Genomic DNA, 26,233 nt, shown 5'->3' on the forward strand with positions numbered 1-26,233 from the left:
TTGCCGATGGGACCGTAGAAGCGATTAAGACCCATTGCTGCGTTGAAGTCGCACTGTACCCCGACGAATCAAAACACCAGGCCAATCAAGCAGCTCGATCCTTCGGCTCGCAACTCATGGATGCTGCCATACTCGCGCAGAACCATGATGCGATCCTGCTCTCGGACGACGGGTACTACCGGTACGTAGTTCGTCGAATCATGGGTGTGGATGGTCTGTGGCTTCAAGCTGTTATGGACGCCACGCAGCCCGCGGGGGGACTTGAGCCGGAAGGTTATCTCAAGGCTGCAGTTGAGGTTGCAGGCCGCAATCACCGGCATGTGATGCTCAACGTCAATCTGATGGTCGGAGCTTTCGAGGCTGCTCAGAGCTTGAGCTTGAGCGAATTCGACGCCTTGGCTGACCATGTCGGTACGCCTGATGCCGACCGAGCTGCGCATTTCCAATTCGTCGTTTCTATTCTGCGCCGCCTTTGGATCCTGGGGGCCAGATACGACATCCTACGGCTGAAGCGGGCGACCGGTCGCCTCCTTGAAAAGCTGCTGCGATGCTACCCGCTCGGCCATTGGTCCCTGGTGGTCTTGGAATTGTTCGAACAGGCCAGAGGTCGCGCTAGGCTCCAGCATTACGTGGTTGAATGGACCAGGGGACATTTTCTCTTGAATACAGTCAGCTCAGAGACGTCGGCCGCGGAAGCTACCCCGGTCCTTGCTTCACAGAAATCGCAGCGACGCGGCCCTGCGAAGTCACAGAAGGCTAATCTGAAGCGCCGTAGTATGCCCGGTGCTGCTGACGCATTGAAGCCGCGTTCGATGACGGGGACACAAGGTCGGTGGTCGTGATGCCGAAAGACCGGAACGGGCGCACTACCGTCATAGGAACAGCTCAAGATACGTCTGCTTTTGAAATCCGTACAGTCTTGCGTGAATGACTGCGTTGGGTCGCAAGCGGAACGTCCGCTTGCGGGCCACGGTAAACTTCGAAACTCGCCTATCATGGGCGGAATTGGTGTGACTAGTTTAGGGAAGAGTTCTCAGGACTGTGGGTCGTCCACTGCAGCAAATAGCGCCCCCTTTGCCTCAAGCGCACGACTCACGAAGGCAGCGGCCAAACCATCAGCACTGTCGTCGGCTGCCCAGGCCCAAAAATCTGTAGGACTGATGCCACGACGTCCGCTCACGTCGAGGGCCTGTAAGTGGTCCCACCAAAGCCACCACCCATCGACAATGCCCTGTCCGGGGTTCAGGGCGGTGCTTAAACGAGCGACCTCTTCGGCGTAGACACTGGCCATCGCGCGCCGCTCCTTCCGCAAGCAGACACCGAGCGCAACGTTTCGGAAGAAAGTCGCTTCGGCTGAAAGTGCAAAATCAAAGCGCGGGTCGCCGATGTCGAGCCGCAGCATACCATTACGCTGGGGCGAGAAGAGAGTTGCTTCGTCCGCAACCGGACGGATCGCGCCGAGCCCTGCCGCGCGGGCGCGCTCCTGAACGGCGTCAACGAAGCGGTCGTTGATCGTCGCAGCCAGCGCCTCGCGTGCATCCATGATGGCGATGGAAGCAGCGACCGTTTCGGGGGTTGCGGTGAGGAGGTCGATGATTTGCTGCACAGCGTGAGCGTCCTTTCCCGCGAAGCGCATATCCAAAGATTCTTCGAGGTCGTGAAGAAACGCAGCGACTTTCGCGTCGGTCGTAACTGACCGGCACTCTGCTACCCAGTCGCGTACGTGAGTACCGAGTTTCAGCGCACGCGTCCCAGCCTGCTCGATGGCCCCGATAACCGCTGCATCCCATCCAGCCCCGAGAAGGGTGATGACGCGCGCCTGCCTGCCGAAATCACGCGGCAGTGTACGGGCGTAACGCTCCAGCTGTTGGTCTCCGAAGCGAGCGGTCGGCTTGTTTTCGACGAGGAGCAGAAAGGTGGGGTGAACGACCTCGATGTCGATGCGCCCCATCAAACGTCCTAAAGCGTAGCGGGGCACCTCTCGGCGAACCTTTGCTGACCGACAATCGTCTGGTGCGGCGATCCCGCAGAGATCTAGAAAGCTACGGAGATAGCGGTCGCCTTGACCATGCGTGCCCGCGGGATCCAGCATCCAGCCGATCACACGCGAGAGATGCATCTCGTCCACCAACAGCAGGGTTGCCGAGTTGAAACTTTTGCGCGCATCGCTGGCCTGTGCTCGCTGAGAAGCAACGACCTCGACTAAATGTTGAATCGCGTATGGAGGCATCCGTACAGCCTGCCACCCGACAACCCCTGGCGCAACGGCAGACGTCACGGCTTATTTCAGGTGTCGGGCATTATTCGCGCTCAAGCAGCAACCGATAGACCTGCATGCGCGAGCAGCCGAACGCCCTCGCGATCACGGTTGGCCCATACCCTTCAGCCGCCATGCGCCGGATACCAGGATGATCGAGCCTTGCCTTGCCGCCGGTGTAAACGCCCGCCGTCCGCGCCCGCGCGATACCTTCGCGCTGTCGCTCCTTGATAAACCGCCGCTCCATCTGGGCGACCATACCGAGCACAGTCAGCACGACGTGGCCCATCTCCCCCCGCGTCGAAACGTGGGGTTCAAGCACGGTAACGCTCGCACCCCGCTGCTCGGCCTCGTGCATCAGGTTGAGCACGTCACGGGTATCGCGCCCGAGGCGGTCAAGGCGCGTTACGACGATCTCGTCGCCGGGGCGCAGGAAAGCGAGGATGGTAGCGAGTTCGCCTCGTCCCTCGCGCGAGGCGCCCGAAGCCTTCTCGGCGCGGATGACGCTGCAGCCTTCGGCGGTGAGGCGGGCGAGTTGGCCGTCGAGATCTTGGTCGACAGTGCTGACGCGGGCGTATCCGATGCGGGCCATGTGTCACCTCAGGCTGTAGGCCCGAAGCTACCGGGTCACAAATAGTCGCCGTCAACCCAGATGTTACAACGTGTGGTGCTCCCCATGTTACGTCGCGTCAGGGTATACCGCGATGTTCGCTGCCAGCGGTAAGTTCAGCTTCGCGCCATAAGCGGACATCAACCCACCACCTGGAAGCGGACATTTACTTGCAGGTAGGCAGCCTTCCGGTTTCGACCCACTGCAGAAGGCCGGAAGGTCCGATTCCGGGCAGTCCGGTGGGCTGGCTTTGGCCGCTCTTGGCGCGATCCGACCCGGTGGCGTGAAGGCCCCTCGACGTCCACCCCGAGGTAGTGGCCCAGGCTCTCGATTTTCGTGCGCCGGCTCAGGACGCGAGAAGCCGGCATACACTGCTACGTTGACGCTGTACTGTCGTTCCGCCCGGCCCACAACGTCGCCACGCACCGGCCGCTCGGTTCGATCATGCGGGCAAGACTGAAGTCTTACCGAGTGCTCTGTCACTTCCGGCACGATGATAACCAGACACTGGAGATCGGGTCAGTCACGGTCGGCGACGTGCCGACCTCCAAAAGCCATTCAGCGCCGTACCTGCACCGGCCCGTCCATGCCCGGCCAGTCGGAGTAGCCGGTCGCACCGCCGCCGTACCAATACTGCTTGGGCGCCTCGGCCAGTGGTGCCCCGCTCGCCAGCCGTCCAACTAGGTCGGGGTTCGCAAGGTAAGGCCGGCCGAAGCTGAACAGGTCGGCTCGGCCCTCGGCCAGTTCCTTCTCAGCGAGCTCCAGGGTATTCTGGTTGTTGCCGATATAGGCGCCCTCGAACCGGCGACGCAGGTCGAGGAAATCGACGCCGTCTGGCACAGCGCGGGTCTGCTGCGTCACGCCCTCGATCGTATGGATGTATAGCAGGCCGAAGGCATTCAGCGCGTCGACATAGGCGCCGAAAGTGGCGTGCGTGTCGGAATCGAGGGGCGTCTCGCCTGGCTGCGTGGTCGCGGGCGACAGCCGGATGCCGACGCGGTTCCCGCCGTCCCAGGCCTCGGTCACTGCACGGACCACGTCGAGTGGAAAGCGCAGACGATTCTCGATCGAACCGCCGTAGCGGTCGGTACGTTTGTTGGTCGAGTCTCGCACGAACTGCTCCAACAGGTAGTTATTGGCCGAGTGAATCTCGACCCCGTCGAAGCCGGCGCGCTTGGCGTTCACGGCTGCGCGACGGTAATCCTCCACGATGCCGGGGATCTCGTTGGTCTCCAACGCCCGCGGGGTGACATGGGGCTTCATCCCCTCCATCGTGAAGGCGGTACCCTCCGGTTTCACCGCGGAGGCCGAGACTGGAAGCCGGCCCCCCGGCTGCAAGTCGGGATGGGATATCCGGCCGGTGTGCCAAAGCTGAAGGAAGATGCGTCCCTCGTTGGCGTGGACCGTCGAGACGATGCGTGTCCAGGCCTCGATCTGGTCGTCCGACCAGATGCCCGGCGTGTAGGCATAGCCCACGGCCTGAGCCGAGATGTTGGTCGCCTCGGAAACGATCAGGCCGGCAGTGGCACGTTGACCGTAATAATCGGCGGCGAAGTCCGGCGGCACGCCCGCGGTCGAGGACCGGCTGCGGGTCAGCGGCGCCATGACGATGCGGTTCTTGAGTTCCAGGTCACCGATTGTGACGGACTGGAGGATCGGGCTCGTTGTCATGGTTCCTCGGATCGTGGAGAATGGTGAGCGGAGTGCGGGTCAGCCCTTCAGGAAGGTGATGAGATCCCCGTTCAGTCGCTCGGCATGGGTGAACGGCACGGCGTGCGGCGCGCCTCCGTAGACGACGAGTTCGGCACCGGGGATCGCGGCGGCTGTGGCCTTGCCCGACACGTCGATCGGTACGGTCTGGTCGGCATCGCCGTGGATGACGAGGGTCGGCACGTGAAACGCGCTCATGTCGGCGCGGAAATCGGTCTCGGAGAAGGCTGTCACGCTGGCGATCGTCGCCTTCGGCGAGGCGAGCATCGCGAGGTTGCCGGTCCACTGGATCATGTCGGACGAGACTGGAGACGAGAGCAACCCAACCCCGAAGAAGGTCTTGGAGAAGGTCGCCATGAAGTTCGGACGGTCCTTCTTTAGCGCGGCGATCATGCCGTCGAACACCGATGCGTCAACGCCCTTTGGGTTGTCGGCGGCCTTGAGCATGTAGGGCGTCACCGCCGAGACGAGCACCGTTCGGGTCACTCGGGCGCCGCCGTGCCGGCTCATGTACCGGGCGATTTCGCCGCCGCCCATCGAGAACCCGACCAATGCCAAGTCCTGCAGGTCGAGGGCGTCGAGCACGGATTTCAGGTCGTCGGCGAGGGTGTCGTAATCGTAGCCGCCCCAAGTCTGGTCCGAACGGCCAAAGCCGCGGCGGTCGTAGGCGACGGTGCGCAGACCCGCCTCGGTGAGCGCCAGCTGCTGGAACTCCCACATGTCCGCATCCAGCGGCCAGCCGTGGATCAGCACGACCGGCCGACCGCTTCCCCAATCCTTTAAAAAGAGCTGCGCGCCGTCGTGGGCCGCGATGAAGGGCATGGTGGTCTCTCCTGTTCGAACGATCTTCTCTCCGGAGACAGGCTCCGGCCCGCGTTGGTTCCTTGGGGTGAAGCCTCCGCCAGCGGAGCGCGCTGCATGCGGTTCGCTGCTGGAGGCAGCGTGAAGCCCCGGTGGACCGCCCAGGAGACGCACCGGATCACTTAGAGCCGTGTCCGGTTGGGTTGAATCAGGGGGTATCGGGCGGGCTGCGGATCTGATTCGATGTCGGGCTTTCCAAGGAGAGCGGGATGCCGTCAGCCTTATCGGTCGATCTGCGTGAGCGGGTGATTGCGGCGATCGAGGCGGGATCCTCGCGCCGTCAGGCGGCCAAACGCTTCGGTATCGGCCCATCCAGCGCGATCCGCTGGCACGAGCGCTTCCAAGAAGAGGGGGCAATCGCGCCCCGGCCGCCTTGCGGTGAGCGACCCGTACCCGCCATCGAGGCGCATGCCGATCGGATCCTTCAGGCCCACGAAGGGCACCCGCTGGCGTTCCTGCGGGAGTTGCGCGACACCCTGGCCGAGCAGGGCGTCCCGCTCGCCCTCGATGCGTGCCCCGGCCGCGCATGAGGCTGTCGATGTCACGGTAAATCGCTGGGGTTTTCGATGGCGATGACGCATAGTCCGCCACCATGCGAGCCGACCTTCTCGACCGCCTTCTCGTCACGCTCGCGGTTCGGCTGCGCTCGTTCTCCGTCTGCACCATACAGAGCGGCTGGCGCCTCGGTTTCAGCCCGTTCGAGGCGATCACCGTTCACTACGTGCTGCGCGGAACCGGGAGCCTCCGGGTCGGGCAGGGGCCGTGGCGATCCTTTGCGCCCCATACCATCATCGTCGTGCCGGCTCGGCATTCGCACAGCCTCGGCGCCGCCGAGGATTGCGTCGGCGAGGTCCGCGCCGAGGATCACTGCGTCCTCCATGGTGACGGATTGATCTCCTTCACGGCCGGTGACGGGAGCCCTGATGCGCTCTTCGTATGCGGCCAGATCGCCGACACCCACACCGGCGCGATGGGGCTGTTCGAGCTGTTCCAGGCCCCCATGGTGCAGACCTTCTCCGCGGATCCGGTGCTGCAGTACGCCTTCGACCTCATGCTCGCCGAGGTTCTGAGCCCCAATCTGGCAACACAAGCGATGACGGAGGTGCTCATGAAGCAGTGCCTCATCATCCTTTTGCGCCAGCAATTGACGGCGAGCGACTTCACGTCCCCGATCCTGGCGGCCTTGCAGAACCCGAAGCTCGCCCGCGCCGTCCTGGCGGTCCTCGAACAGCCGGGCGCGCATTACTCCGTCGACGGCTTGGCGACCCTCGCGGGCATGGGCCGGACCAGCTTCGCGGAAGGGTTCGCCGCGGCCTTCGGGCAAGGCCCGATGGAGTTCGTCCAGAGGGTCCGCCTCCGGATCGCCTCCCGTCTCCTCAGTGGCACCGACCTGCCGGTGAAGGTCATCGCCGCAACCGTCGGCTACGCGAGCCGGAGCGCGTTCAGTAAGGCGTTCGAGGTCGAGTTCGGGACCGCGCCAAGCCAATTCCGTCTGGTCGGCGGAATGGACGAAGGCGAGCCGGAGCGCATCGAGAGCGGGGCTCCGGACGCCGAGCCGACCTGATCCCGTCACGACGCCGTTTGGGCCCGCCTTGGTGCTCTATCGTTCGGATCGCGTGCGCGAGCGTTCGACCGGGCCGAGCCTCCGGAACCGTCGAAGTCGGGTGGCCTTGGCCCTGTTCAATGGGTTGAGGACGGAAGGTGACCGATCCCCGGTCGTGCCATCGCTCCCGCCCCGAGGAACGATCATGGTCGATGCGGGTGACTTCTACCTTCGCTACAGCCCCGATGTCGAAACCGTCGCCGACGATGAGACTGAGACGGCGCAGGGACTGATGGAGACGATGCGCTCGGTCAGCGAGAAGACCCTGGCGGACGGCGGCCACGCGATCCGCAGCGTCCATGCCAAGAGCCACGGGTTCCTTGAGGGCGAGCTTGAGGTTGCCTCAGGGCTTTCGCCCATGCTTGCACAAGGCCTGTTTTCCAAGCCGGCGACCTATCCCGTCATCATGCGCCTCTCGACCATCCCCGGCGACATCCTCGACGACAGCGTCTCGACCCCCCGCGGCCTTGCGGTGAAGATCATCGGCGTCGAAGGCGAGCGGCTGGAAGGGTCCGAGGGGGACGTCACCCAGGACCTCGTGCTGGTCAACGGACCGGCCTTCGGTGCTCCGACGCCGAAGGCCTTCCTCGCCACCCTGAAGCTGCTTGCGGCCACGACCGACAAGGCGGAGGGCTTCAAGAAGGTCGTCTCGGGCGCGATGCAGAGCGTGCAGGAAATCATCGTCTCGACCACCGGTGCGCCCAACGCCACCGTAGCGACGATGGGCGGCCAGCCCGAGACCCACATCCTCGGCGAGACCTTCTACAGTCAGGTGCCCGTGCGCTTCGGTGACTACGTCGCCAAGCTATGCGTGGCGCCGGTCGCGCCCGAACTGACGGCCTTGACCGACAAGCCCTTGGCGGAAGACGGAGGCCCGAACGTAATACGGGAGGCGGTCGTCGAGTTCTTCCGTGCGAATGGGGGGCTCTGGGAAGTCAGGGCGCAGCTCTGCACCGGCCTCGACGACATGCCGGTCGAGAACGCCGCCACGGTCTGGCCTGAGAGCGAGAGCCTGTACCAGACCGTGGCGCGGATCAGGGTGAAGCCGCAAACGGCCTGGAGCGAGGCCCGGTCCAGCGCGGTCGACGACGGCCTGTCGTTTAGCCCCTGGCACGGGCTTGCCGCGCACCGGCCCCTGGGCGGCATCATGCGCTCGCGCAAGCAGGCCTACGAGATGGGCAAGCGCTTCCGCGCCGAGCGGAACGGCCGCACCATCACGGAGCCACGTGAGCCCTTTAAGCTGCCGTAGAGGGTGATAGGGCGCAACGGTCCTGGTACGAAGCGCGGAATGGACGGGATCGAACGGCGCTGGGCGAGAAGGGCGATCCCAATGCGAGAATGTCGGTTCGCCGCGGCCCGCACAAATCCGCGAGGGGCTGATGGTCGAGCGTCGGGACGCTGATTTCGAACGGCGTCTTACCGCGTAATATCCACCTGGACCGGCTGCGCCGCTTTCGTTCGGTTTGCCTCGTGCAGAAGCCGCTAGCCAAGCGTCCGCTTCCGAGTATTGCGTCGAGGAACCCGAACGATCGGGTCGGGTCGACATCCGCCGATCCGCTCAACGTCCGGCTCGGGGAATTTATGACGGTCCGCTCTCAGGCTACAGCTTCGATAAGTGAACGCTCGCCATCCGAAGGGGCGACTGGAGGGCGCCACAGCATCACGCCTCGCCCCAAATCGCGCGCACCCGCGCTACGGCCGGGCGCGCGATCATTTGCTCATAGTGCCCAGTAAGGTTGGGCGGCAGCGTGATGCCCTGCTGCGGCACCCAGCGCGTCGCGTAGAACAGGGCGCTGTCGCCGATTGTGAAGGCATCGCCAGCGACGAAAGTGCGCCCCGCCATCTGCCGATCGAGGATGGCCAGAGCCTCGTCGATGATTGCGCGGCCCTGTTCCTTTACCGAGGCCTGCCCGAGCTTAAGCGTCTGGTGCAGCATGTCCTGCGGCTCGTAGTTCGCCGTCTTGAACAGCCGTCCGAACCCCTGCAGATGGAGCGTGCCGATGGCGTAGTCCATAATCTCGATGCCCCGACGCTCCGCCTCCGGGTCGGCCGGAATAAGCCCCTTGTCCGGATTGGTACGGGCCAGCCACGTTGCGATGGCGCCGTACTCGGTCACGATCGTTCCATCGTCGGACACGAGGGTGGGTACCTTGCCCTTTGGGTTGATTGCCTTGAACGGCTCCCTTCCGGCCTCGCCGCCGGCCACATCCATCTTCACGCTGTCATAGGGTCTGCCGATCTCCTCCAGCAGGATGTGGATGCCAATCGCGCATGTATGTGGTCCCCAGTAGAACCTCATCGTGTGTCCCGAGTCTCGGAGGGCTTCGGAGTGGAGCGTGGCATCGACGGAAAGCGGTCTGCCCTTGGCATTTGGGTGATTTCGACGTCGGAAGTGTCGCGCTCAGTCGGGAAAAGCAGGGGTGCAGACGTAAGGTTCCAACATCGAAACAGCCTGCCGCCACCTGCTGGCTCAGCTGGCTAATTCGGCTTTCGAGGTGACGATCGCACGTTATGAATGGCCGTGATGGGTCGAACGCGGAACGTCCGCTTCAGACCGAAAGGCGAAGGTCTGGTTACCACCCTTCTCGGACTATGGGGGCTTTGGGGCGACGGCCCGGGAGGGCCGCCGCAGTGATGGTCAGATGTCGGTCTGTTCCGACATCACCAGCGCGTCATCTGCCTCGATGCCAAGGTAGCGTACCGTGCTCTCAAGCTTGGTGTGGCCGAGGAGCAGCTGGCAGGCTCGGAGGTTGCCTGTCCGCCGATAGATCAATGCGACTTTCGTACGGCGCAAGCTGTGCGTGCCATACCCAGCTGGATCGAGACCGATCAACGCCACCCACTCGTCGACGAGCCGGCCGTACTGGCGCGTCGTCAGATGCTCGCCCGGGCGGCTACGGCTCGGGAACAGCCAGTCGCTGGCTCGCACCTCCCGCAGCTTCAGCCAGGCCGCCAGCGTCTCGCGGGTGGTCTCAGTCAGCTCGAAGGGTACGGGCCGGCCGGTCTTCTGCTGCACAATAGTTGTGCGCAGGCGGACGCCGTCACCGAGGTGGACGTCGGCCACGCGTAGGCGGACGAGGTCGCAGCCGCGCAGCTTGCTGTCGATGGCGGTGTTGAACAGGGCGAGGTCGCGCGTGCGCCCTTCATGCTGCAGGCGGGTGCGGATCGCTCAGATGTGCTTGGGTTTGAACGGCGGCTTGGGACCGACGACGCGGCCGAGGTTCCATGGTTGGCGGATGGTGTCGCTGGCTGAAGTCATGATGGTACTCCGTTTCGGAAGCCATCAGCATCGCACCGCGGTCCGCCCGCGCCGCAGCTGCGCGCTTAGCGCTGAAGCCGTGTCGCCTCCGAGCAGGCGTGCCGCCACGAAAGGGCATGAGGTCGGCATCGGCTGCCCTTAGATGAGCCCCATGTCCAATGCCCTATTCTCGCCTGCCGCGGCCCGCAACGTCGTCCCGAACGCCGAACTCCTCAAGCGCGTTCTTCCACCCAGCTGCCTCGTCCTTGAGATCGCGAGCGGTTCCGGCGAGCACGCCGCTCACTTCGCTCGTGCGCTACCCGCACTTGTCTGGCAGCCCAGCGATCCGGATGAAGCGGCCCGTCGCAGTATCGTCGCCCATGCCCGCGCCGCCGGGCTGGCGAACATCCGGCCGCCGCTGGCGATCGACGCGACCCGTCAGCCGTGGCCGGTGACGCGGGTGGACGCGGTTGTCGCGATCAACGTGATCCACATCGCTCCCTGGGACGCGACCATCGGGCTGATGACTGGCGCGGAAGCGACGCTCGCGGAGGGTGGTGTGCTCTACCTGTACGGTCCTTTTCGGGAGGGTGGCGCGCACACCGCACCGAGCAACGCTGCGTTCGACGAGAGCTTGCGAGCGAGGAATGCCTCCTGGGGGATCCGCGATATCCAGGCGGTCGCGGCGGCCGGCCGAGCGCACGGTCTGCATCTGGCCGAGCGAGTCGCGATGCCGGCCAACAATCTCAGCTTGATCTTTCACCGAGGGCGCCGAGGCTCCGCCGTTGACAGGGAGTTCACGCCTTGACCGCCTCGCCCCAGACCAGCGCAGTCATCGTCGGTGCGTCCGGAGGCATAGGCGGGGCCTTGATCCGCGCGCTCGCCGAGGCTGCGGCCTACGCGCCAATCTTCGCGCTCTCCCGCTCGGAGGCGTCAGTCCCGCATGGCGTCCAAACTCTCCCGATCGACCTGACCGACGAGGCGACGGTTGCGGCGGCGGCGGCCAGGGTCGGCGAAGCCGGACCGGTCGGCCTGGTTATCGTCGCCACCGGCCTTCTCCACCGGACAGGCATCTCGCCCGAGAAGACGGTCGGGGCGCTCGATCCCACCGCAATGGCCACCGTATTCTCAGTCAACACGATCGGCCCTGCGCTCGTAGCCAAGCATTTTGTGCCCCTTCTGGCGCGAGGGGAGCGATGCGTGTTCGCCGCCTTGTCGGCGCGGGTCGGATCGATCGGCGACAACCGACTTGGCGGCTGGTACGCCTACCGCGCCTCGAAGTCGGCGCTGAACCAGATTCTGCGAACGCTCGCGATCGAGGTCGCCCGGAGCCGACCGGAAGCGATCGTCGTGGGCCTGCATCCGGGCACGGTCGCCTCCGGCCTGTCACGGCCCTTCCGGCCGGACCCGACGGCCGACGGCGTCTTCTCACCAGAGGAGAGTGCGGCGCATCTCCTGCGCGTGCTGGATGGCCTAAGCGCGGACGACACGGGCGCCGTTTTCGCCTGGGACGGCTCGCTGATCACAGCCTGAAAGCGGTCTTAGCTCTTACGGATGCCCTGGCGCGACGTCGTACGAACGTCCGGATCCGGGCTCACGTACGGCATGCGCAAACAGCCGACATTGGGTGTTTGCCGAGAAGCAGACGCTGCACGGGGCGGACCTGAAGGGCTGCTTGCGACCCCTGCTGGACCTTCGATGTGCCCCTTAAAGGGCGGCGGTGGGAGCCGCGCACCGACGATGCAATAGCGGCCTACGTGCCGACAAGTACTAGCCGTCGACGCCGGCTGAGCCGGCCTTAGAGGTGGCGCGTTCGTGCGTGCCAACGGGTGCTTCCGTGTAGAACCTGTGTCGTGCCTCTATCGGCGCGGCGAAGAAGGCCGCGAGCCGGTCACGGTTGGCTTCAAACGCCTGCTGGGCTTGCGGCTGTAGTTGGGTACAGGCGGCCGTCCAGTCCGCCAAGTCAATTGCGGCGCCGGCGCCGGTCGGCTCGAGGCGCAGGATCTGCTCGGGACCGAGCAGCAGCGTGGCCTGCGCCTGCGCGTTGTCAGTGGTCAGGTACATGGCGCCCAAGATGATCTCACGCCACTGGAAGAGGCCACCGCGGGTGGCGAACCGGCTAATCTGGTAGGGCGGGTTGCCCGTACCGATGGACAGAATCTCGATCTGGTCGCGTTCGACTTGATATGCGGAAAGTACGTCAACCACGGCAGCCATGATTGGGTTGTTGCACCAGACGCCGCCGTCCAGAAACACATAATCGTCCCCCTTGTGACCGGAGAAGTAAGTCGGAGCCGCCGACGTTGCCCGGGCGGCCTCCCACGCAGTCATCAGGTGATCTTTCTTGAAGTCGGGATGGTGATCGGTTTTGAACACCGCGATGTCAGTCTTGGGGCCGAGGAACGCCGGAACTACTAGGCGGGTGATGGATTGGCCGAGGGTTGCAGTGCCAAACGTTCGGAACAGCAGTTCCTCTAGTTTCTTGGCGTTAAACAGGGGCATCACCAACTGACGCCAGAAGCGCAGCTTGGGATGCTGGTTCCAGAACGGCGGAAAGACCGACTCGCCGTCGACAGCGTAGAGTCGATGGATGAGGGTGGCGGGTTTGCCGAGCCCGAGGCCGATCGCGATGATGCCGCCTGTCGAAGTGCCGGCAATCATATCCACATGGTCGGCGATCCGGCCGCCACCGAGCAGATCCTGCTCGACGCGGGCCAGGATGGTCGCGGCGTAGAGGCCTCGGATCCCGCCGCCATCCAGCGAGAGGATGCGGAATGGCCTATCAGCCGGCCACGGGAGACGCTTCCGCCTGGTCTTGAGCGAGTGGGCCCGGCGGTCCGTGAAGGGACGCGGCCCGCGCTGCGGCAATGCTCTCCGGGCCAACACCACCTCCCCGCCAAACTCCGTCAACGTGCCAAAATTCGTAGTAGTACAGCCAGTGTGATACCCAAGGTACGGTGGTATCAGCGATCAGCCTGTGATTAGACCATTCCGCGCCATCAGGGTCGAACAAGCAAAGCCCTGATCGCTCTGGCCGTTCAGCATGATAGATTAGATGAGGTATTTCTTCAAAGGAAGACCCATCACGTGGTTTCAGCGCCGGATCCTCAAGAAGGACATATGGAAGCCGCGGGCTTGTCTGGTCCCAGAACACGCTGATGAGGTACGTCTGCTGGAGGGGCTGCAGCAGTCCTGTCCAGCGGACGAACCCCTCCCTTAGCGGGGTGAACTCGAACGCAGGCCAGCGCCCGGCCATCCGGGCGCGCTGAGCGCCCAGACTGCGTGGCCGCTCGTGGAAGCCGACGGCTTTCACTGGTCGTCATCGTCCTCGGTCGGCAGCGCCGACGCGTGGAAATTGTGCCGCGGCATGGCCACGGCGAACTTAGCTAGCGCCGGCGCCAGCATCGCGGTCCTGCCAATGATGCGGCCGGTTCCAGGCTGGTAGCTTACCGGCGACCCGGTCGCGCGGTCCATGTAGCGGCCGACGGTACGCGTGCTGATGCGCTCGCCGAACAGCCCCGCTAGGATCTTAGAGATCTCCTTGAGGTCGGCCTGGCGGGCCTGAGCCAGCGCCTGCTGCAGGAACGCCATATCTTCCCTGAGCGCGCGCCGATCGGCCTGCGTTTGGGGCCAGCGATCGTTGAGCCGATCCTCTCGGTACATGGGGTTGCGCTCGTCAGGTCCCGCGTTGGCGTCCTCGGCGGCGGCCATCGCCTCCTCGAGCGTGGCGGCGTAGCGCTCGAGCTGTGCCGTGAGGCCCTGGTCGTCATAGCCGCACGTGGACGAGATCTTGGTCAGGTAGATGGACGGAGGGCGCTTCAGCGCACGGTCTTCGTAGCGCATGTTGAGGAAGCGCTTCATCAGCTTCAGCGCGACGACCTGCTGGGCGTCCAGACGCGGCGGGACGCCGGACGGCAGGTTCTCCTGCTCCGCCTTCTCCACCATCACGTTCGGGATACGGTCGATCGCGAACTCACGGCGGCGCTGACGCAGGGCCTCCTGGAACTCGCGGGTACCCTCGCCCACGCTCGCCCGGTACCATCCGGCGAAGCCGAACGGGTTGGACGGCACCCGGTACGCCGCCCCCTCATCCGGACTATGAAAGATCTCACCGACCCGCAGCGCCCGGGGCTCGGCCGCCGGGTCCAGGATCGTCACATCCATGTGCATGAACGCGAACTGCAGCTGGACGCAGCGCGTGCAGCGCACGATCTTGATCATTCCTGGGAAGCCCTTCAGGGCTTCCTCAAGGCGGTCCAAGACCTCATCGTCAGACCAGCCCGCCGGGACCGTCATTTCGACCAGCGCGTCGACGTCGAAGCGGTCATCCTCGGTGCCGCTGACGATCGTCGCGCCGATGGCCATCGACCCCTGCGCGTAGATCAGGCTGCCGCTGGCAAGGAGGTGCTCGCTCAGCGGGCTGCTCGGGCGCTCTAGGTGGACCTTGAGCCGCCGGTAGCGGTTCTCGGCGATCTCGCGGTCGTGGTCGCTCAGCTCGATGGCGGTCGCGAGTTCGATTAGCAGCTCATCGAGCGGGAGGGCGGTACGGTCGGGAAACATCGGGCATCTTCCAGTTCTCTATCTGTTCGCGGAGTTGTAGCCCAGCCCGTGGGGCGTCCGCAAGGATCGTGACACAACATATGGGTAAAAAATACATCCGAGATACTATATGATGTGACAGTGGGTAGAGCTAGGTCACTGCCACCGGCGGCGATAAAAGGGTGTCCCCGGCCTTTGTTGAAGAACCTGCAGGCCGGATGAGCTCCCCTTGGATTTTCACCAACCCTGGTCTCCCTAACGGGCGGAGACTCAGGACGGTGCTCGACGCGTCAATGGGAACGCGGAGGACTCAGCCTGAACCAAGGGAAGGAACTGATCCACACCTGATGCTGAGTAGCCTTCCCGAGGTTATGGCAGGCCATTTGCGCAGTGATTCCATTGCAAGCGGACGTTCGGGAGGTCCGCTTTGGGTCAGTTTCGGGCGGGCGCGAGATCCGAATGATGGGGCAAGAAGTCGAGGATCAGGTCGGTGACGGCTAGGGACCGTTCCTGCTGCACCCAATGGCCAGCGCCCTTTATGAAATGGCAGCCTTCGAATTGGGTGCAGGACTGTGCCTTCATACGGTCCAGCGCACCCGGCGCTTGGAACGGCCCCCAGTCAGCGGACCCAGCCACGAACAGCGCTGGCACGGCGATTCGCCGTCCCGCAAAGCGCCCAAGGTCGCGAGCGAGGCTTCCATCCATGCGGCAGCGATAACCCTGCAACGGCCCCTGAAAGCCAGTACGCGCGTACTCAGTCGCGTAGACGGCGAGTTCCCGGTCGGTGAGCCACGCGCAGCCGGCGCCGCCGTCCTCCGGCTCTTCGGGCGCCACCGTCGCGGGCATGCTTCGGCCGAGGTCCATGACGTAGTAGGCCGGCATCTCCGCGGCCGCCTCGGCCGTCCAGCCAGCCAGCGGGTGCGGCGCGCTGCCCGGCCAGTCGGCACTCTTGTAATGGAAGTAGGCGCGCAGGAACGCGGCGACCTGCGTCGGGCTGCCGTCCATGTCGGGCGCCGCAGCCGGGGAGGCGAAGTAGCGGTGGTAGTGCTCGCGCGGGCGCGGCAGACCGGCCAGAGCGGCGTGAATCGGATCCTGCGCGGGCGGGCGCAGGCTGTCCGCTAGGGCGTTGAGGTCGGGTGCCCCCGCAAACGGCGCGCTCATCAGGATGACTGATTCAAACACGTCGGGCCTGGCCAGGGCACAGAAGCCCGCGACCCACGAACCGAAATCGTGCCCGATCACCGCCGCGACCCGCTCTCGGTCCAGCGCCGCGATCAGGCAGAGCAGGTCGAGGAGGAGGTTGTGCATGCGGAAGGGCGCGAGGTCGGCTTTGTATGGGACCGGCCCCGCGGCGGTGCGCCCGTAGCCGCGCAGATCTGGGGCGACGACGTGGTAGCCGGCCTTCGCGAGGGCGGGCATCACCTTGCGCCAGGAATAGGCGAGTTCCGGGAATCCGTGCAGCAGTAGGAGGCAGGGCCGGCTAGGATCCTCGTGCCCGGCTTCCAGCAGGTGCATCCGCAGGCCGTTAACACGGTCAACGAAACGCGCGCGGATGTTCGCGGGAAGAACGGCAGCGTCGAGCGGCGGCAGATCGATCATGCACTAAGCCTTCGATTGCGTTTCCGTTCGTAACAGCTGTTACCGAGGCTGAGCCGTTGAACTGAGCCATTCATGAAGCTTGGTCCAGCGTAGTCGCATGTTGGCGCCGCGAACCGCGATGCCCAGCGCCTTGCGCTGCGCGAGCAGCACGACGAGCCGCTTGCCGCGAGTCACACCTGTGTACAGGAGGTTCCTCGCCAGCATCGTCCAATGCTGCATGGCGAGCGGGATCACCACCGCCGGGTACTCCGAGCCCTGCGACTTGTGGATGGTCGTGGCGTAGGCCGGCACCAGCGTGTCGAGCTCGCCATACGGGTAGACAACTTCGCGGCCATCGAAATTGACGATCACCGCCCCCTCGTCCGCGTCGATGCGCGCCACCGTGCCGAGATCGCCGTTGAACACCTCTCGGTCGTAGTCGTTCTGGCTCTCCATCACCCGGTCGCCGGGTGAGAAGCGCCAACCGAACCGCTCCACCGAGACCGCCGGGTTCGGGTTGAGCACCGCCTGGAGTTCGTGGTTGAGGTTGCGCGCGCCGAGCACGCCGCGCTGCATCGGGGTGAGTACCTGTACGTCGCGCACCGGATCGAGACCGAAGCGAGCGGGAATGCGCCTGGTCACCACCTCAATCAGCGTCGCCACCGCCGGCTCAGGCTCGTCGATCTCGATCAGGTGGAAGTCGCTGTCCGCGCCCCGGGCGGCTGGCTCGGGCATCTTGCCGGCGTTGATCCGGTGCGCATTCAAGACGATCCGGCTCTCGGCCGCCTGCCGGAACACCTCGGTCAGTCGCGCGACCGGGATAGCCTCCGAGGCGATGATATCGGCCAACACTTGGCCGGGCCCGACCGAGGGCAGCTGGTCAACGTCGCCGACGAGCAGCAGCGCCGCGTGCTCCGGCACTGCCTTGGTCAGGGCGTTCATCAGCGGCACATCGACCATCGAGGTCTCGTCGATCACCAGCAGGTCGCAGGCGAGCGGGTTGTCCTCGTTGCGCGAGAAGCCGCCGTGCTTCGGGTCGATCTCCAGCAGCCGGTGGATCGTCTTGGCCTCGATGCCAGTCTGCTCGGTCATGCGCTTGGCCGCCCGGCCGGTTGGGGCGGCAAGCAGCACCTGGACGCCCTTCGCCCGCAGGATGCGCAGGATCGTGTCGAGGGTCGAGGTCTTGCCCACGCCCGGACCGCCGGTGATCACCGCGAGCTTGGCGCCGAGCACCAGCCGCACAGCTTCCCCTTGCGAGGGCGAGAGCGTCTTTCCGGTCTTCTCCTGGACCCAGGGCAGCGCCCGGGCGAGGTCGATCTCTAACCAGGGTGGCCTACCCTTCACGCGCCGGAGCAGCCGCTCCGCGATCATCCGCTCGGCGGCATGCAGTCCGGCCAGGAAGATGCACGCCTTGTCGCCGAGGATGTCCTGCACGACCTCGCCGGTCTCCAGCACGTCGAGCAGCGCTGAGCGGATCAGCGCCGCCTCGACGCCGAGCAGTTCGCCCGCGAGCTTGATCAATTCTGCCACCGGCAGGGCGCAGTGTCCGCCATCGGTCGCCGTCTGCAGGGCAAACGAGATGCCCGCTCGCAGCCGCTGCGGCGCCTCCGGGGTCAAGCCGAGCTTCATCGCGATGGCGTCGGCGGTCTTGAAGCCGATGCCGCGGATGTCCTTGGCCAGTCGGTAGGGATCTTCGGTCATCACCGCGATGGCATCGTACCCGTAGGTCTTGAAGATCCGCACCGCCCGCGCCGTGCCGACGCCGTGAGCGTGCAGGAACAGCATGATCTCGCGCACCGCCTTCTGCTCGGCCCAGCCCGCGATGATGCGGGCGGCGCGCTTCGGGCCGATGCCGGCGACCTCGGGCAGCCGCTGCGGCTCGGCCTCGATGATCTCGAAGGTCCCCTTGCCGAACGCCGCGACGATGCGCTTGGCTATGGCCGGACCGATGCCGCGCATGTGGCCGGAGGCGAGGTACTTCTCGATGCCCTCGACCCCAGTGGGTGGCGTGACCTTGAGGGTATCGGCCTTGAACTGCACGCCGTGCTGGCGATCCGTGTGCCAGATGCCGGTGGCGGTGATCCACTCGCCGGCCGCGATGGCGGGGGCATGGCCGATCACCGGCACGAGATCGCGCTTACCACGCGCCTGGACCTTGAGCACGCAGAAGCCGGTCTCCGGGCTGTGGAAGGTGACGCGCTCGATGGTACCGGCCAGCGCCTCGATCTCTGGACCGGCCGAGCCGGGGAATGCGCGCGCAGCCACGGCGGCTATAAGATCCTACGGGCCTGCCTCGGAGATCGACGCCTCGATACTGCACGAGCCGTTTCCGCAGTATGGGCCGCTGCTCACATGATGTCATGGTGCTGATCGACACAGCAGGCAGTGTCGGCGTGCATTCAGTCTGCGAGGCACCAGCTATGTTCGATGTGACGAAGATGCTGGCTAACGCGCTCGGCGAGCACCTTGCGCTTACCTACCAGCGCACCTTCGGCAGCCGCGAGCCACGTTTTGCCGAGGTGATCGAAGCGTCCGCACGTCTGACTATCGAGCGCATCGTCGGCAGCGACGCGCTCTACCACGATGGCGACCATACCGCCCTCGTCACCCTCGTGGCTCAGGATATCCTGCGCGGCCGGTTCCTCGACAAGGGCATCACGCCGGAGGATTGGCTGCATATGATCTTGGCGGCGCTGTACCACGACATCGGCTACGTGCGCGGTGTCTGCTCAGGTGACCGGGCGAACGCCTTCGTCATCGACGCCCAGGGCACCACTATCCGTCTTCAACGAGGCGCCTCCGACGCGGCGCTGGCGCCCTATCACATCGAACGCTCGAAGCTGGCGGTGCAGGAGCGCTTCGGCACGCATGACCTCGTCGATGCGCAGCGGGTGATGCGCGCCATCGAGCTGACCCGCTTTCCCGTCCCCGCGGACGACGAGCACCGGGAAACCGGGACCGAAGCCGGCCTGATGCGTGCGGCCGATCTGATCGGACAACTCGGCGATCCGCTCTACCCCCGCAAACTGAACGCGCTGTTCCACGAGTTCGTCGAAGTCGGCTTCGACCGTCAGCTCGGCTACGCCGGCCCGGCTGACCTCGCGGAGCGATACCCGGCGTTTTTCTGGAGCAAGATCGAGCCGGTCATCGGGGACGCAGTCCGCTTTCTCGATCTAACGGTCGAGGGGCGGAGCTGGGTGGCCAACCTTTACAGTCATGTGTTCGCCATCGAGCATGACCGTCGCCGAATGGGTCCTCACTCCGGCTGAGCTATCGGAGTGGCTCGCGACGATATCAGCATAGGCGATGATAGCGACCAGCGAGTTCAGCCCTCGCGCACGCGCGGCGACATCGTCCGCTAAAGTCCAGTACAAGCCGTTTCGAAATGTGGGGCGCAACGTGGGTTGGCTGCCTCAGCCGTTCCAATTTTGAAAGTTAGAACAGTAACTTAGGCCACCTAAGTGGCGGAGACGGAGGGATTCGAACCCTCGATACCCATTTCTGGGTATGCTCATTTAGCAAACGAGTGCCTTCAGCCGCTCGGCCACGTCTCCGGCGTCTTGGATCTAGAAGGTCGGGCCGGGCGGGTCAACCCGATCCCGGCGGGCTGTCGCCACGCGGCGGCGCTCGACGTGCTTGGCGATGCGCAGATGCCGCGAAATCGCGTAGTTCATCGCCGTCAGGAAGCCGTAGGTGCCCCGCACGAAATGCCGGCGGCCGAGATAGGCCTTCAGGAAATTGCCCGGCAGCTCGACGAACACCCGCCAGCTCGGAATCACCACCCCCCGGGCCTCCAGGTCGTCCGCCTGCTGGTCCGAGTAGCGGTTGAGCTTGTCGAGCTGGTCGCCGAGCGAGCGCACCGAAAAATGGTGGATCACGCCCTTGAGGCGTCCCGCCGTCACCCCCGGGTCCAGCGCCACCCGGTCGTGGACCGGGGAGGCGGCGTAGCGGCCGCGATCCTTCCGGTAGAGCCGCACCGGAGTCAGCGTGTAGGCGAGCGGGTGCGGGCGCGCCTCACCCGGAAAGATCTCGGCGATGCCGATCCGCCATGCCGGCTTCGTCGGCTCGCCCGTCGCGAACAAGGCGCGGATCTCCCGCGCGAGAATCCCCGGCACTACCTCGTCGGCATCGAGGTTCAGGAGCCAGACATGGCGGCACTGCTCCTCGGCGAAGCGTTTCTGAGGCCCATAGCCCGGCCACGGATTGTGGATCACCCGCGCGCCGAGCGATTCGGCCAATGCCTGTGTGCCGTCCGTGGAGCCCGAATCGACCACCACGAGGTCGTCGGTCAGGTCGCGCACCGCCCGGATCGTGGCGCCGATCCGGTCCGCCTCGTTGTGGGCGATGACGAAGATCGACAGGGGGAGGGGGCCGGCCGCCGCTGCGCCCTCCGGGATGCCGCTCACGCCAGCCAGTCCGGCACCCGGTCGAGGGCGACGAGCACCTCGACGTCGAGGCGCGGACGCACGGTCGCGGCTTGGCCGCCCCGCACCAGAACCTCCGGCACCAGGGGCCGCGTGTTGTAGGTGCAGGACTGGACCGCCCCGTAGGCGCCCGCGCTCATCACGGCGATCAGGTCGCCGGCCTTCACGTCGGGCATCTCGCGGTTGAGGGCGAGATAGTCGCCGCTCTCGCAGACCGGGCCTACCACGTCGACCACGCGCCACGGGGTGTCGGGCCCCGGCTCGGCCACGGGGCGCAGGCCGTGATAGGCCTCGTACAGGGTCGGGCGGATCAGGTCGTTCATCGCCCCGTCGACGATCACGAAGGTGCGTCCCTCGCTGTGCTTCACGTAGAGCACCCGGGTCACCAGGATCCCGGCATTGCCGGCGATCATCCGGCCGATCTCGAAGACCGGTCGCAGGCCGAGCGGCGTGAAATGCGGCCGGAGGGTCGCGGCGAGCGCCGCCGGGTCGGGGGGCGGGGCGTTGTCGTCGCGGTAGGGGATGCCGAGGCCGCCGCCGAAATCGATGTGGCGCAGCGGATGGCCCGCCGCCAGGAGCTGCCGGGCGAGGTCGGCCAGCAGCCGCGCCGCATCGGCGAACGGGGCCAGATCGGTGATCTGGCTGCCGATATGCATGTCGACGCCGTGGACCGCGAGGCCCGGCAATGTGGCCGCAGCGGCGTAGACCGCCGGCGCCCGGGTGATCGGGATGCCGAACTTGTTCTCGTACTTGCCGGTGGAGATCTTGGCGTGGGTGCCGGCATCGACGTCCGGATTCACCCGGATCGAGACCGGTGCCGTGAGCCCGAGAGCCGTGGCGGTCTCGGACAGGGCCACGAGTTCGGGCTCGCTCTCGACGTTGAAGCAGAAGATGCCGGCGTTGAGCGCGGCCTCCATCTCGCCGCGGGTCTTGCCCACGCCGGAGAAGACGATCTTGCCGGGATCGACCCCGGCCGCCAGCGCCCGGTGCAGCTCGCCGCCCGAGACGATGTCCATCCCGGCGCCCTGGGCCGCCAGGGTGCGCAGCACCGCCTGATTGGAATTCGCCTTCATGGCGAAGCAGACCAAGGCGTCGTCCCCCGCGAAGGCCTCGGCGAAGACGCGGTAATGCCGCTCGAGCGTTGCGGTGCTGTAGCAGTAGAACGGGGTGCCGACCTCAGCGGCGAGATCCGTCAGGTCGACGTCCTCGGCGTGGAGCCGGCCGTCGCGGTAGTGGAAATGGTGCATCTCGGCCGTATCTCGTCTGGCGCCGGGGACGGAATGTTTCCCGTGAAACATCCGGTCCGGGTCGCAGGGCGCGCCCGAGGGATGGATGACCGGGAGCACACAGCCGCGTTGCGGAGCCCCGGCCTCCGCCCTCTACAGCAGCGGATCCAGAATAAAAGGTTCCTTCGGGACGCGGTAGCCCCGCCGCGCACCGCGGCTGGTCTGGACCGGAGCCTCGGTGCCCCCCGGCGGCACGGCCGCCGTCGACAGCTCGTCCCCGGCGCGGACCGAGGCCGGGTCCGGTTCAGGCGCGCCGCTGCCGAGGCCCACCGAGACCGGCAGGGTCCGGCGGCCGTTCACCGTGTCCGCGCCCGCCTGCGCGGCGGAGCCCACGGGGGCGGTGGTCTGGGGCGGTTCCAGGGCGCCGCGCCGTCCGCAGGCGGCGAGCGCCAGGGCGGCGAGGCCGGACACGGCAAGGAGCTTCAGGGCGGGGTTCGACAACATCGCGCGCGGGTCCGGCAGGCTCGGCACCGGCGCGCGGGCGCCGGCGGGAGCCCGAGCTTAGCGGTTGCGGGGCGCGGGCGCGAGCGCGCGGCCGCAACAGGTCGCGGCCGCGACGGGGAGACTCGCCTCAGCCGCGGCGGTCCTTGCCGTCCTGCGCGCCCTGCCGACCCTTGGACGGGGTGCTCTGGCCCTGCTCGGCCTCGTAGGCGTCGATCGCCCGGCGGCAGTTCTCGCTGAGCTTCTTCCAGTTCTTCTGGAAGCAGGCATCGGTGGCCGGATCGTCGGGGGCCAGATTGCCGCAATAGGTCAGGTAGTCGCCGGTGCAGTACTTCTTCAGGGTCTCGTTGCCGCGCTTCGTCTGCTGCGCCGAGGCCGGCAGCGTCAGGGCAGTGGCCGCCATGACGGCGAGAACGATTGGCTTCAGGCGCATGGGTGTCCGTACCATCTTGGGAAATGGAGATGTGCAGAAGGCGTCCGCGTTGCGATGGGGCCTTTGCGTGGTCGAAACAAGGCGAGCCGGCGCCGGTTTGCGCCCACCCGCCAGGTGAGAGCGTCGGAGCCCGGTCAGACCCGTTCCGGCTGCGGAACCGGATGGGCGGCCCGGGGCATGCGGCCCGGGCTCGTCACGGCGTCGGCCACTTCGACGATCCGCCGGCGCAGATCCGCGTTCTCGCGCTCGATGCCGGCCTGCCGGTCGGCCGAGCGGTCCGCGAGCGTCAACGCCAAGGCCTCTTCGGCCGCCTTGAGGCTCGCGCGCAGGTCGTCGCGCTCGGCCGACTCGGCATCCGGACCGGATGCCTGCCGTGCGGTCTGCCGCAGGCCCAGGAGCGTGTCGAGCAGGTCGGCATGGGCGTCTTCGAGGGCCTGGAGCGTGGCGAGGCTCGCGGTGCCGTCGTCGCGGGCGAGGACGAGCTCGGTCTCGAGTTCCCGGGTCTTGGCCTGGACCTGGGCGATTTCGGAATCCCGGGCCGCGACATCGCGCGTGAGCGCGGCGACCCGCATGGTCCCGGCACCGAGCGCCGCCATCTCGGTCTGGCGCTTGGCCTCCGCGGTCTCGGCCTTGCGCTCCAGGCGGCGCTGCTGGACGGCGAACTGGGCGCGCAGGAAATCGCGCTCGGCCGCGATCTCGGCTGGCGACAGGGGCAGGCGCGCCTCGGCCCGCCGCCTGGCCAGCCGGGCGGCCCGGGCGTTGAGGGCCGGCAGCAGCAGCAGGCCGCACAGGCTCGCCGCCAGGAAGCCCAGCGCGAAGATCATCACCGCTTCGATCACGAGGGAACAACCCGCGCATCCGGCCGGAAGACCCGGCCCGTCTTCACTCTAGCCCAGGTTGATACGAAGGGCGAAATCCAATCGTCTCGCCGCAGCGTCAAAACGGGTTTCGGATCAAAACGGGTTCCAAGTCGGCTCCCGGGTGAACTTCAGATAGCCGACATTGATCCCCAGCCGTGCGCCCACGCCGCTGCGGATCGGCACCACGATGATCCGGTCGTTGACCACCGCGGTCATGCCGAAGCCGCCGACGAGGTAGGCCGAGCCGTCGACGCCGCCGAAGCGCCGGTACAAGTCGCGCACGTTCGGCAGGTTGTAGACGAGCATCATGGTGCGCGCCCCGTCGCCGCCTACGTCGAAGCCGACCGACGGCCCCTGCCAGTAGATGCGCCGCTGGCCGGCATTGCGGGTGTAGAGCGTGCCCTCGCCGTAGCGGACGCCCGCCACAACGGCGCCGCCGCCCTCCTGGCCGAGGATGTAGCCGTTCGGCTCGCCCCAGCGCCGGCCCGCCTCCTCGACGGTCAGCGCGAGGCCACGGGAGACCGATCCGAAGAACCGGTGGCCCGATTCCACGACCTCGCCGGGGCGGAATGTCTCGGGGGTGTCGGCATCCTCGCCCCGCGCCAGGGCGGTGCCGGGCATGCCGAGGGAGGCGCCCAGGGGGGCACCGAGCGCCAGGGCGAGGCCCGCGCGCAGCAAGCGGCGCCGGTCGGGGCCGCGATCGTCTCGTGCCGTCATCGTTGTCTCCTCGCCCGGTTCGATTAACGGTTCGTGCGATGGATCTGTGCCGCTCTCGTCCTGCCGGGCCGGCACCGGCCGCGGCCCGGGAGACGCATCCGCCCGGGTCCGCGGTCCCGCAGGGGTCCGGTCGGACGAGTGGGACCAGCTTCCAGGGGAATTCGCAAGATGTGGTTAACGCGTCCTGACCCCGCAGCCCGCAGCCCCGGATCCCTCAGGTCGCGCCGGACCCGCGCTCTTGCTGTCTGCGCCGCCCTGATGCTGGCCCGGCCGGCGGCGGGCGAGCCGGTGGGGGCGCCGATCGCGCTGCTGACGCTCAACGGCTTCGATCCGGTCACCTATTTTCTGGCGGACGGGCCGCGCGCCGGGACGGGCCGGTTCGAGCTGACCTGGGGCGGACGGGTCTGGCGCTTCGCCAGCAGCGCCAACCGCGAGGCCTTCCGGGACGATCCGGCCACCTATGCCCCCCGGCTCGGGGGCTACGACGGCGCCGGCATCCTGGAAGGCCGCCTGGTGGATGCCGATCCCCTGGTCTTCGCGGTGATCGGCGATCGCCTCTACCTGTTCCGGGACGCGGGGCGCCGCGCCCGGTTCCTGGCCGATCCCGGCCTCGCCGGCCAGGCGGAGGCTGCGTGGCCGGGCCTGCGCGACCAGCCGGACGCGGCGCCTACGACGTCGCGCTGAGCGTCGGCCGGCCGCCGCGCGTGCCGCAGGAGGCGGGCAGGGTGAGGCGCTGGGCCAGGGACGGGTCGCCGAGCGCCGCGAAGGGCCCGTTGCGGTGGTTGGGCCCGTGCTGCCCGTAGCGGATCGGGCCGCCGCCCGGCACCACCACGCAGCCCCCGGCGGTCGCCACGAGGTGGTCGCCGGCCGCGGTATCCCATTCCATGGTCGGGCCGCAGCGCACGTAGATGTCCGCTTCCCCGGCCGCAATCAGGCCGAACTTGAGCGCGGAGCCGACTTGGCGCGTCTCCATCACCGGGAGGGCGGCGAGGCAGGTCATGGATTCGGCATCGCCGTGTCGGCGGCTGCCGAGCGCCAGGAGGCCGGCCTCCGGCACGGCCCGCGCGTGCACCGGTCGCCTGGGGCCGGGGCGGCCGGCGGTCACGACGGCCTCGACGGCGGCGGTGCCCGCCCACCAGACCCGGTCGAAGCCCGGCGCCGCCAGGGCCGCCGCCACCGGGCGCTCGCCCGCCACCAGGGCGATGTTGACCGAGTAGTCGTGCGTTCCGGCCAGGAAGTCGCGGGTGCCGTCCAGGGGATCGACCAGGAAGAAGGTGTCGGCCGGCGCCACCACGTCGCCCCGTGCCGCGGCCATGCGCTCCTCCGCCACGACCGCGATCCCGGGGAATCGCTCGGCCAGGGCGGCGACGATCAGATCCTCGGCCTCCACGTCGGCGGCGCTCCACGGGGTGCCGTCCGGCTTTAGGGCGTGGGGGCAGGGAGCCCGGTGATAGCGGCGCAGAATCTCGCCCGCCGCGCAGGCGATCTCGGCGAGCGCTGCGGCGATCCGCTCACGCTCAGGCCCCGAGATCGTCGCCGCGCCCGTCATGGTTCCTCCCAGACCACTCTGAATGCCCGAGGCAGCACGCGATGTCGACGGTTTGGAGTACGAATCCGGCGCTCGATCTGCGATCCGGTCCGTCTCCCGGCTCAGGTGCCGACGCTGCCGCTGGCAG

General features: G+C 66.7%; 23 protein-coding genes, 1 tRNA gene and 2 pseudogenes. 8 read left to right on the plus strand and 18 right to left on the minus strand.

The window, feature by feature from the left end; all coding sequences use genetic code 11:
- Positions 1-842, plus strand: an 842-nt coding sequence (locus OXS49_RS21055) for a hypothetical protein (RefSeq protein WP_267426543.1), incomplete at its 5' end; no start/stop codon positions are given.
- A 191-nt stretch (positions 843-1,033) separates the two neighbouring features.
- Here the strand turns inward: OXS49_RS21055 and OXS49_RS21060 are convergent.
- The 4 genes from OXS49_RS21060 to OXS49_RS21075 form a co-directional block, all read right to left on the minus strand.
- Positions 1,034-2,230, minus strand: coding sequence for a PD-(D/E)XK nuclease family protein (locus tag OXS49_RS21060; RefSeq protein ID WP_267426544.1), 1,197 nt, complete (start codon positions 2,228-2,230; stop codon positions 1,034-1,036).
- A 70-nt stretch (positions 2,231-2,300) separates the two neighbouring features.
- Positions 2,301-2,849 carry a recombinase family protein gene (locus tag OXS49_RS21065; RefSeq protein ID WP_267426546.1) on the minus strand — a complete coding sequence of 183 codons (549 nt, stop codon included), beginning with the start codon at positions 2,847-2,849 and terminating at the stop codon, positions 2,301-2,303.
- 576 nt (positions 2,850-3,425) lie between these two features.
- Complete coding sequence (locus OXS49_RS21070) at positions 3,426-4,538, minus strand: alkene reductase (protein ID WP_267426547.1); 1,113 nt, start codon at positions 4,536-4,538, stop codon at positions 3,426-3,428.
- Between the two features lie 39 nt (positions 4,539-4,577).
- Entirely contained in the window at positions 4,578-5,399 is an 822-nt protein-coding gene (locus OXS49_RS21075) for an alpha/beta hydrolase (RefSeq protein ID WP_267426549.1), read from the minus strand.
- A 248-nt stretch (positions 5,400-5,647) separates the two neighbouring features.
- Here OXS49_RS21075 and OXS49_RS21080 point away from each other — a divergent pair.
- From OXS49_RS21080 to OXS49_RS21090, 3 genes and pseudogenes are all read left to right on the plus strand, one after another.
- A pseudogene (locus OXS49_RS21080) lies at positions 5,648-5,932 on the plus strand (helix-turn-helix domain-containing protein); the annotation flags it as partial.
- A gap of 98 nt (positions 5,933-6,030) precedes the next feature.
- Complete coding sequence (locus OXS49_RS21085; protein WP_267426551.1) at positions 6,031-7,002, plus strand: AraC family transcriptional regulator; 972 nt, start codon at positions 6,031-6,033, stop codon at positions 7,000-7,002.
- Between the two features lie 184 nt (positions 7,003-7,186).
- A complete protein-coding gene (locus OXS49_RS21090) occupies positions 7,187-8,290 on the plus strand; it encodes a catalase family protein (protein ID WP_267426552.1) in 1,104 nt (367 codons plus the stop codon).
- 411 nt (positions 8,291-8,701) lie between these two features.
- Here the strand turns inward: OXS49_RS21090 and OXS49_RS21095 are convergent, their stop codons facing one another.
- Positions 8,702-9,340, minus strand: a complete 639-nt coding sequence (locus tag OXS49_RS21095; RefSeq protein WP_267426553.1) for a glutathione S-transferase family protein — start codon at positions 9,338-9,340, stop codon at positions 8,702-8,704.
- A gap of 339 nt (positions 9,341-9,679) precedes the next feature.
- Positions 9,680-10,300, minus strand: a pseudogene (locus tag OXS49_RS21100) (tyrosine-type recombinase/integrase).
- Between the two features lie 151 nt (positions 10,301-10,451).
- Here OXS49_RS21100 and OXS49_RS21105 point away from each other — a divergent pair.
- Together OXS49_RS21105 and OXS49_RS21110 are read left to right on the plus strand one after the other, a co-directional pair.
- Entirely contained in the window at positions 10,452-11,087 is a 636-nt protein-coding gene (locus OXS49_RS21105) for a DUF938 domain-containing protein (protein ID WP_267426554.1), read from the plus strand.
- Positions 11,084-11,812 (plus strand): SDR family NAD(P)-dependent oxidoreductase, encoded by a 729-nt coding sequence (locus tag OXS49_RS21110; RefSeq protein ID WP_267426555.1) that lies wholly within the window; start codon positions 11,084-11,086, stop codon positions 11,810-11,812. Before OXS49_RS21105 ends, OXS49_RS21110 begins: the two co-directional genes overlap by 4 nt.
- A gap of 237 nt (positions 11,813-12,049) precedes the next feature.
- On the opposite strand, the gene OXS49_RS21115 is transcribed toward OXS49_RS21110, so the two are convergent.
- From OXS49_RS21115 to OXS49_RS21130, 4 genes are all read right to left on the minus strand, one after another.
- Positions 12,050-13,162 carry a CBASS cGAMP-activated phospholipase gene (locus OXS49_RS21115; protein WP_267426556.1) on the minus strand — a complete coding sequence of 371 codons (1,113 nt, stop codon included), beginning with the start codon at positions 13,160-13,162 and terminating at the stop codon, positions 12,050-12,052.
- A 426-nt stretch (positions 13,163-13,588) separates the two neighbouring features.
- On the minus strand, positions 13,589-14,839 hold the full coding sequence (locus tag OXS49_RS21120) for a nucleotidyltransferase (RefSeq protein ID WP_267426557.1): 1,251 nt from the start codon (positions 14,837-14,839) through the stop codon (positions 13,589-13,591).
- Positions 14,840-15,250: 411 nt separating this feature from the next.
- On the minus strand, positions 15,251-16,417 hold the full coding sequence (locus OXS49_RS21125) for an alpha/beta fold hydrolase (RefSeq protein ID WP_267426558.1): 1,167 nt from the start codon (positions 16,415-16,417) through the stop codon (positions 15,251-15,253).
- A 39-nt stretch (positions 16,418-16,456) separates the two neighbouring features.
- On the minus strand, positions 16,457-18,661 hold the full coding sequence (locus tag OXS49_RS21130; protein ID WP_267426559.1) for an ATP-dependent RecD-like DNA helicase: 2,205 nt from the start codon (positions 18,659-18,661) through the stop codon (positions 16,457-16,459).
- 155 nt (positions 18,662-18,816) lie between these two features.
- On the opposite strand from OXS49_RS21130, the gene OXS49_RS21135 reads away from it, so the two are divergent.
- Positions 18,817-19,665 carry a metal-dependent phosphohydrolase gene (locus tag OXS49_RS21135; protein ID WP_267426572.1) on the plus strand — a complete coding sequence of 283 codons (849 nt, stop codon included), beginning with the start codon at positions 18,817-18,819 and terminating at the stop codon, positions 19,663-19,665.
- A 193-nt stretch (positions 19,666-19,858) separates the two neighbouring features.
- On the opposite strand, the gene OXS49_RS21140 is transcribed toward OXS49_RS21135, so the two are convergent.
- The 7 genes from OXS49_RS21140 to OXS49_RS21170 all read right to left on the minus strand — a co-directional run bounded on the left by OXS49_RS21140 (position 19,859) and on the right by OXS49_RS21170 (position 24,557).
- Positions 19,859-19,950 (minus strand) — tRNA-Ser (locus OXS49_RS21140).
- 12 nt (positions 19,951-19,962) lie between these two features.
- A complete protein-coding gene (locus OXS49_RS21145; RefSeq protein ID WP_267426560.1) occupies positions 19,963-20,802 on the minus strand; it encodes a glycosyltransferase family 2 protein in 840 nt (279 codons plus the stop codon).
- A complete protein-coding gene (gene lysA / locus OXS49_RS21150) occupies positions 20,799-22,067 on the minus strand; it encodes a diaminopimelate decarboxylase (RefSeq protein WP_267426562.1) in 1,269 nt (422 codons plus the stop codon). The genes OXS49_RS21145 and lysA overlap by 4 nt, the downstream gene beginning before the upstream one ends.
- 132 nt (positions 22,068-22,199) lie before the next feature.
- Positions 22,200-22,550 carry a lipoprotein gene (locus OXS49_RS21155; protein ID WP_244001753.1) on the minus strand — a complete coding sequence of 117 codons (351 nt, stop codon included), beginning with the start codon at positions 22,548-22,550 and terminating at the stop codon, positions 22,200-22,202.
- Between the two features lie 127 nt (positions 22,551-22,677).
- A complete protein-coding gene (locus OXS49_RS21160) occupies positions 22,678-22,980 on the minus strand; it encodes a 3',5'-cyclic-nucleotide phosphodiesterase (RefSeq protein WP_244001755.1) in 303 nt (100 codons plus the stop codon).
- A gap of 134 nt (positions 22,981-23,114) precedes the next feature.
- Positions 23,115-23,819, minus strand: coding sequence for a hypothetical protein (locus OXS49_RS21165; protein ID WP_244001757.1), 705 nt, complete (start codon positions 23,817-23,819; stop codon positions 23,115-23,117).
- 114 nt (positions 23,820-23,933) lie between these two features.
- Positions 23,934-24,557: a DUF1134 domain-containing protein gene (locus OXS49_RS21170; protein WP_243926335.1), complete on the minus strand. Its 624-nt coding sequence runs from the start codon at positions 24,555-24,557 to the stop codon at positions 23,934-23,936.
- A 258-nt stretch (positions 24,558-24,815) separates the two neighbouring features.
- On the opposite strand from OXS49_RS21170, the gene OXS49_RS21175 reads away from it, so the two are divergent.
- Positions 24,816-25,241, plus strand: coding sequence for a YHS domain-containing (seleno)protein (locus OXS49_RS21175; RefSeq protein ID WP_244001761.1), 426 nt, complete (start codon positions 24,816-24,818; stop codon positions 25,239-25,241).
- Here the strand turns inward: OXS49_RS21175 and OXS49_RS21180 are convergent.
- Positions 25,225-26,106, minus strand: a complete 882-nt coding sequence (locus tag OXS49_RS21180) for a 3'(2'),5'-bisphosphate nucleotidase CysQ (protein ID WP_267426568.1) — start codon at positions 26,104-26,106, stop codon at positions 25,225-25,227. The two genes, OXS49_RS21175 and OXS49_RS21180, sit on opposite strands and share 17 nt — an antisense overlap.
- Positions 26,107-26,233: the final 127 nt, after the last annotated feature.

This window comes from Methylobacterium sp. GC_Met_2, from assembly GCF_026540795.1.
Taxonomy (GTDB): Bacteria; Pseudomonadota; Alphaproteobacteria; order Rhizobiales; family Beijerinckiaceae; genus Methylobacterium.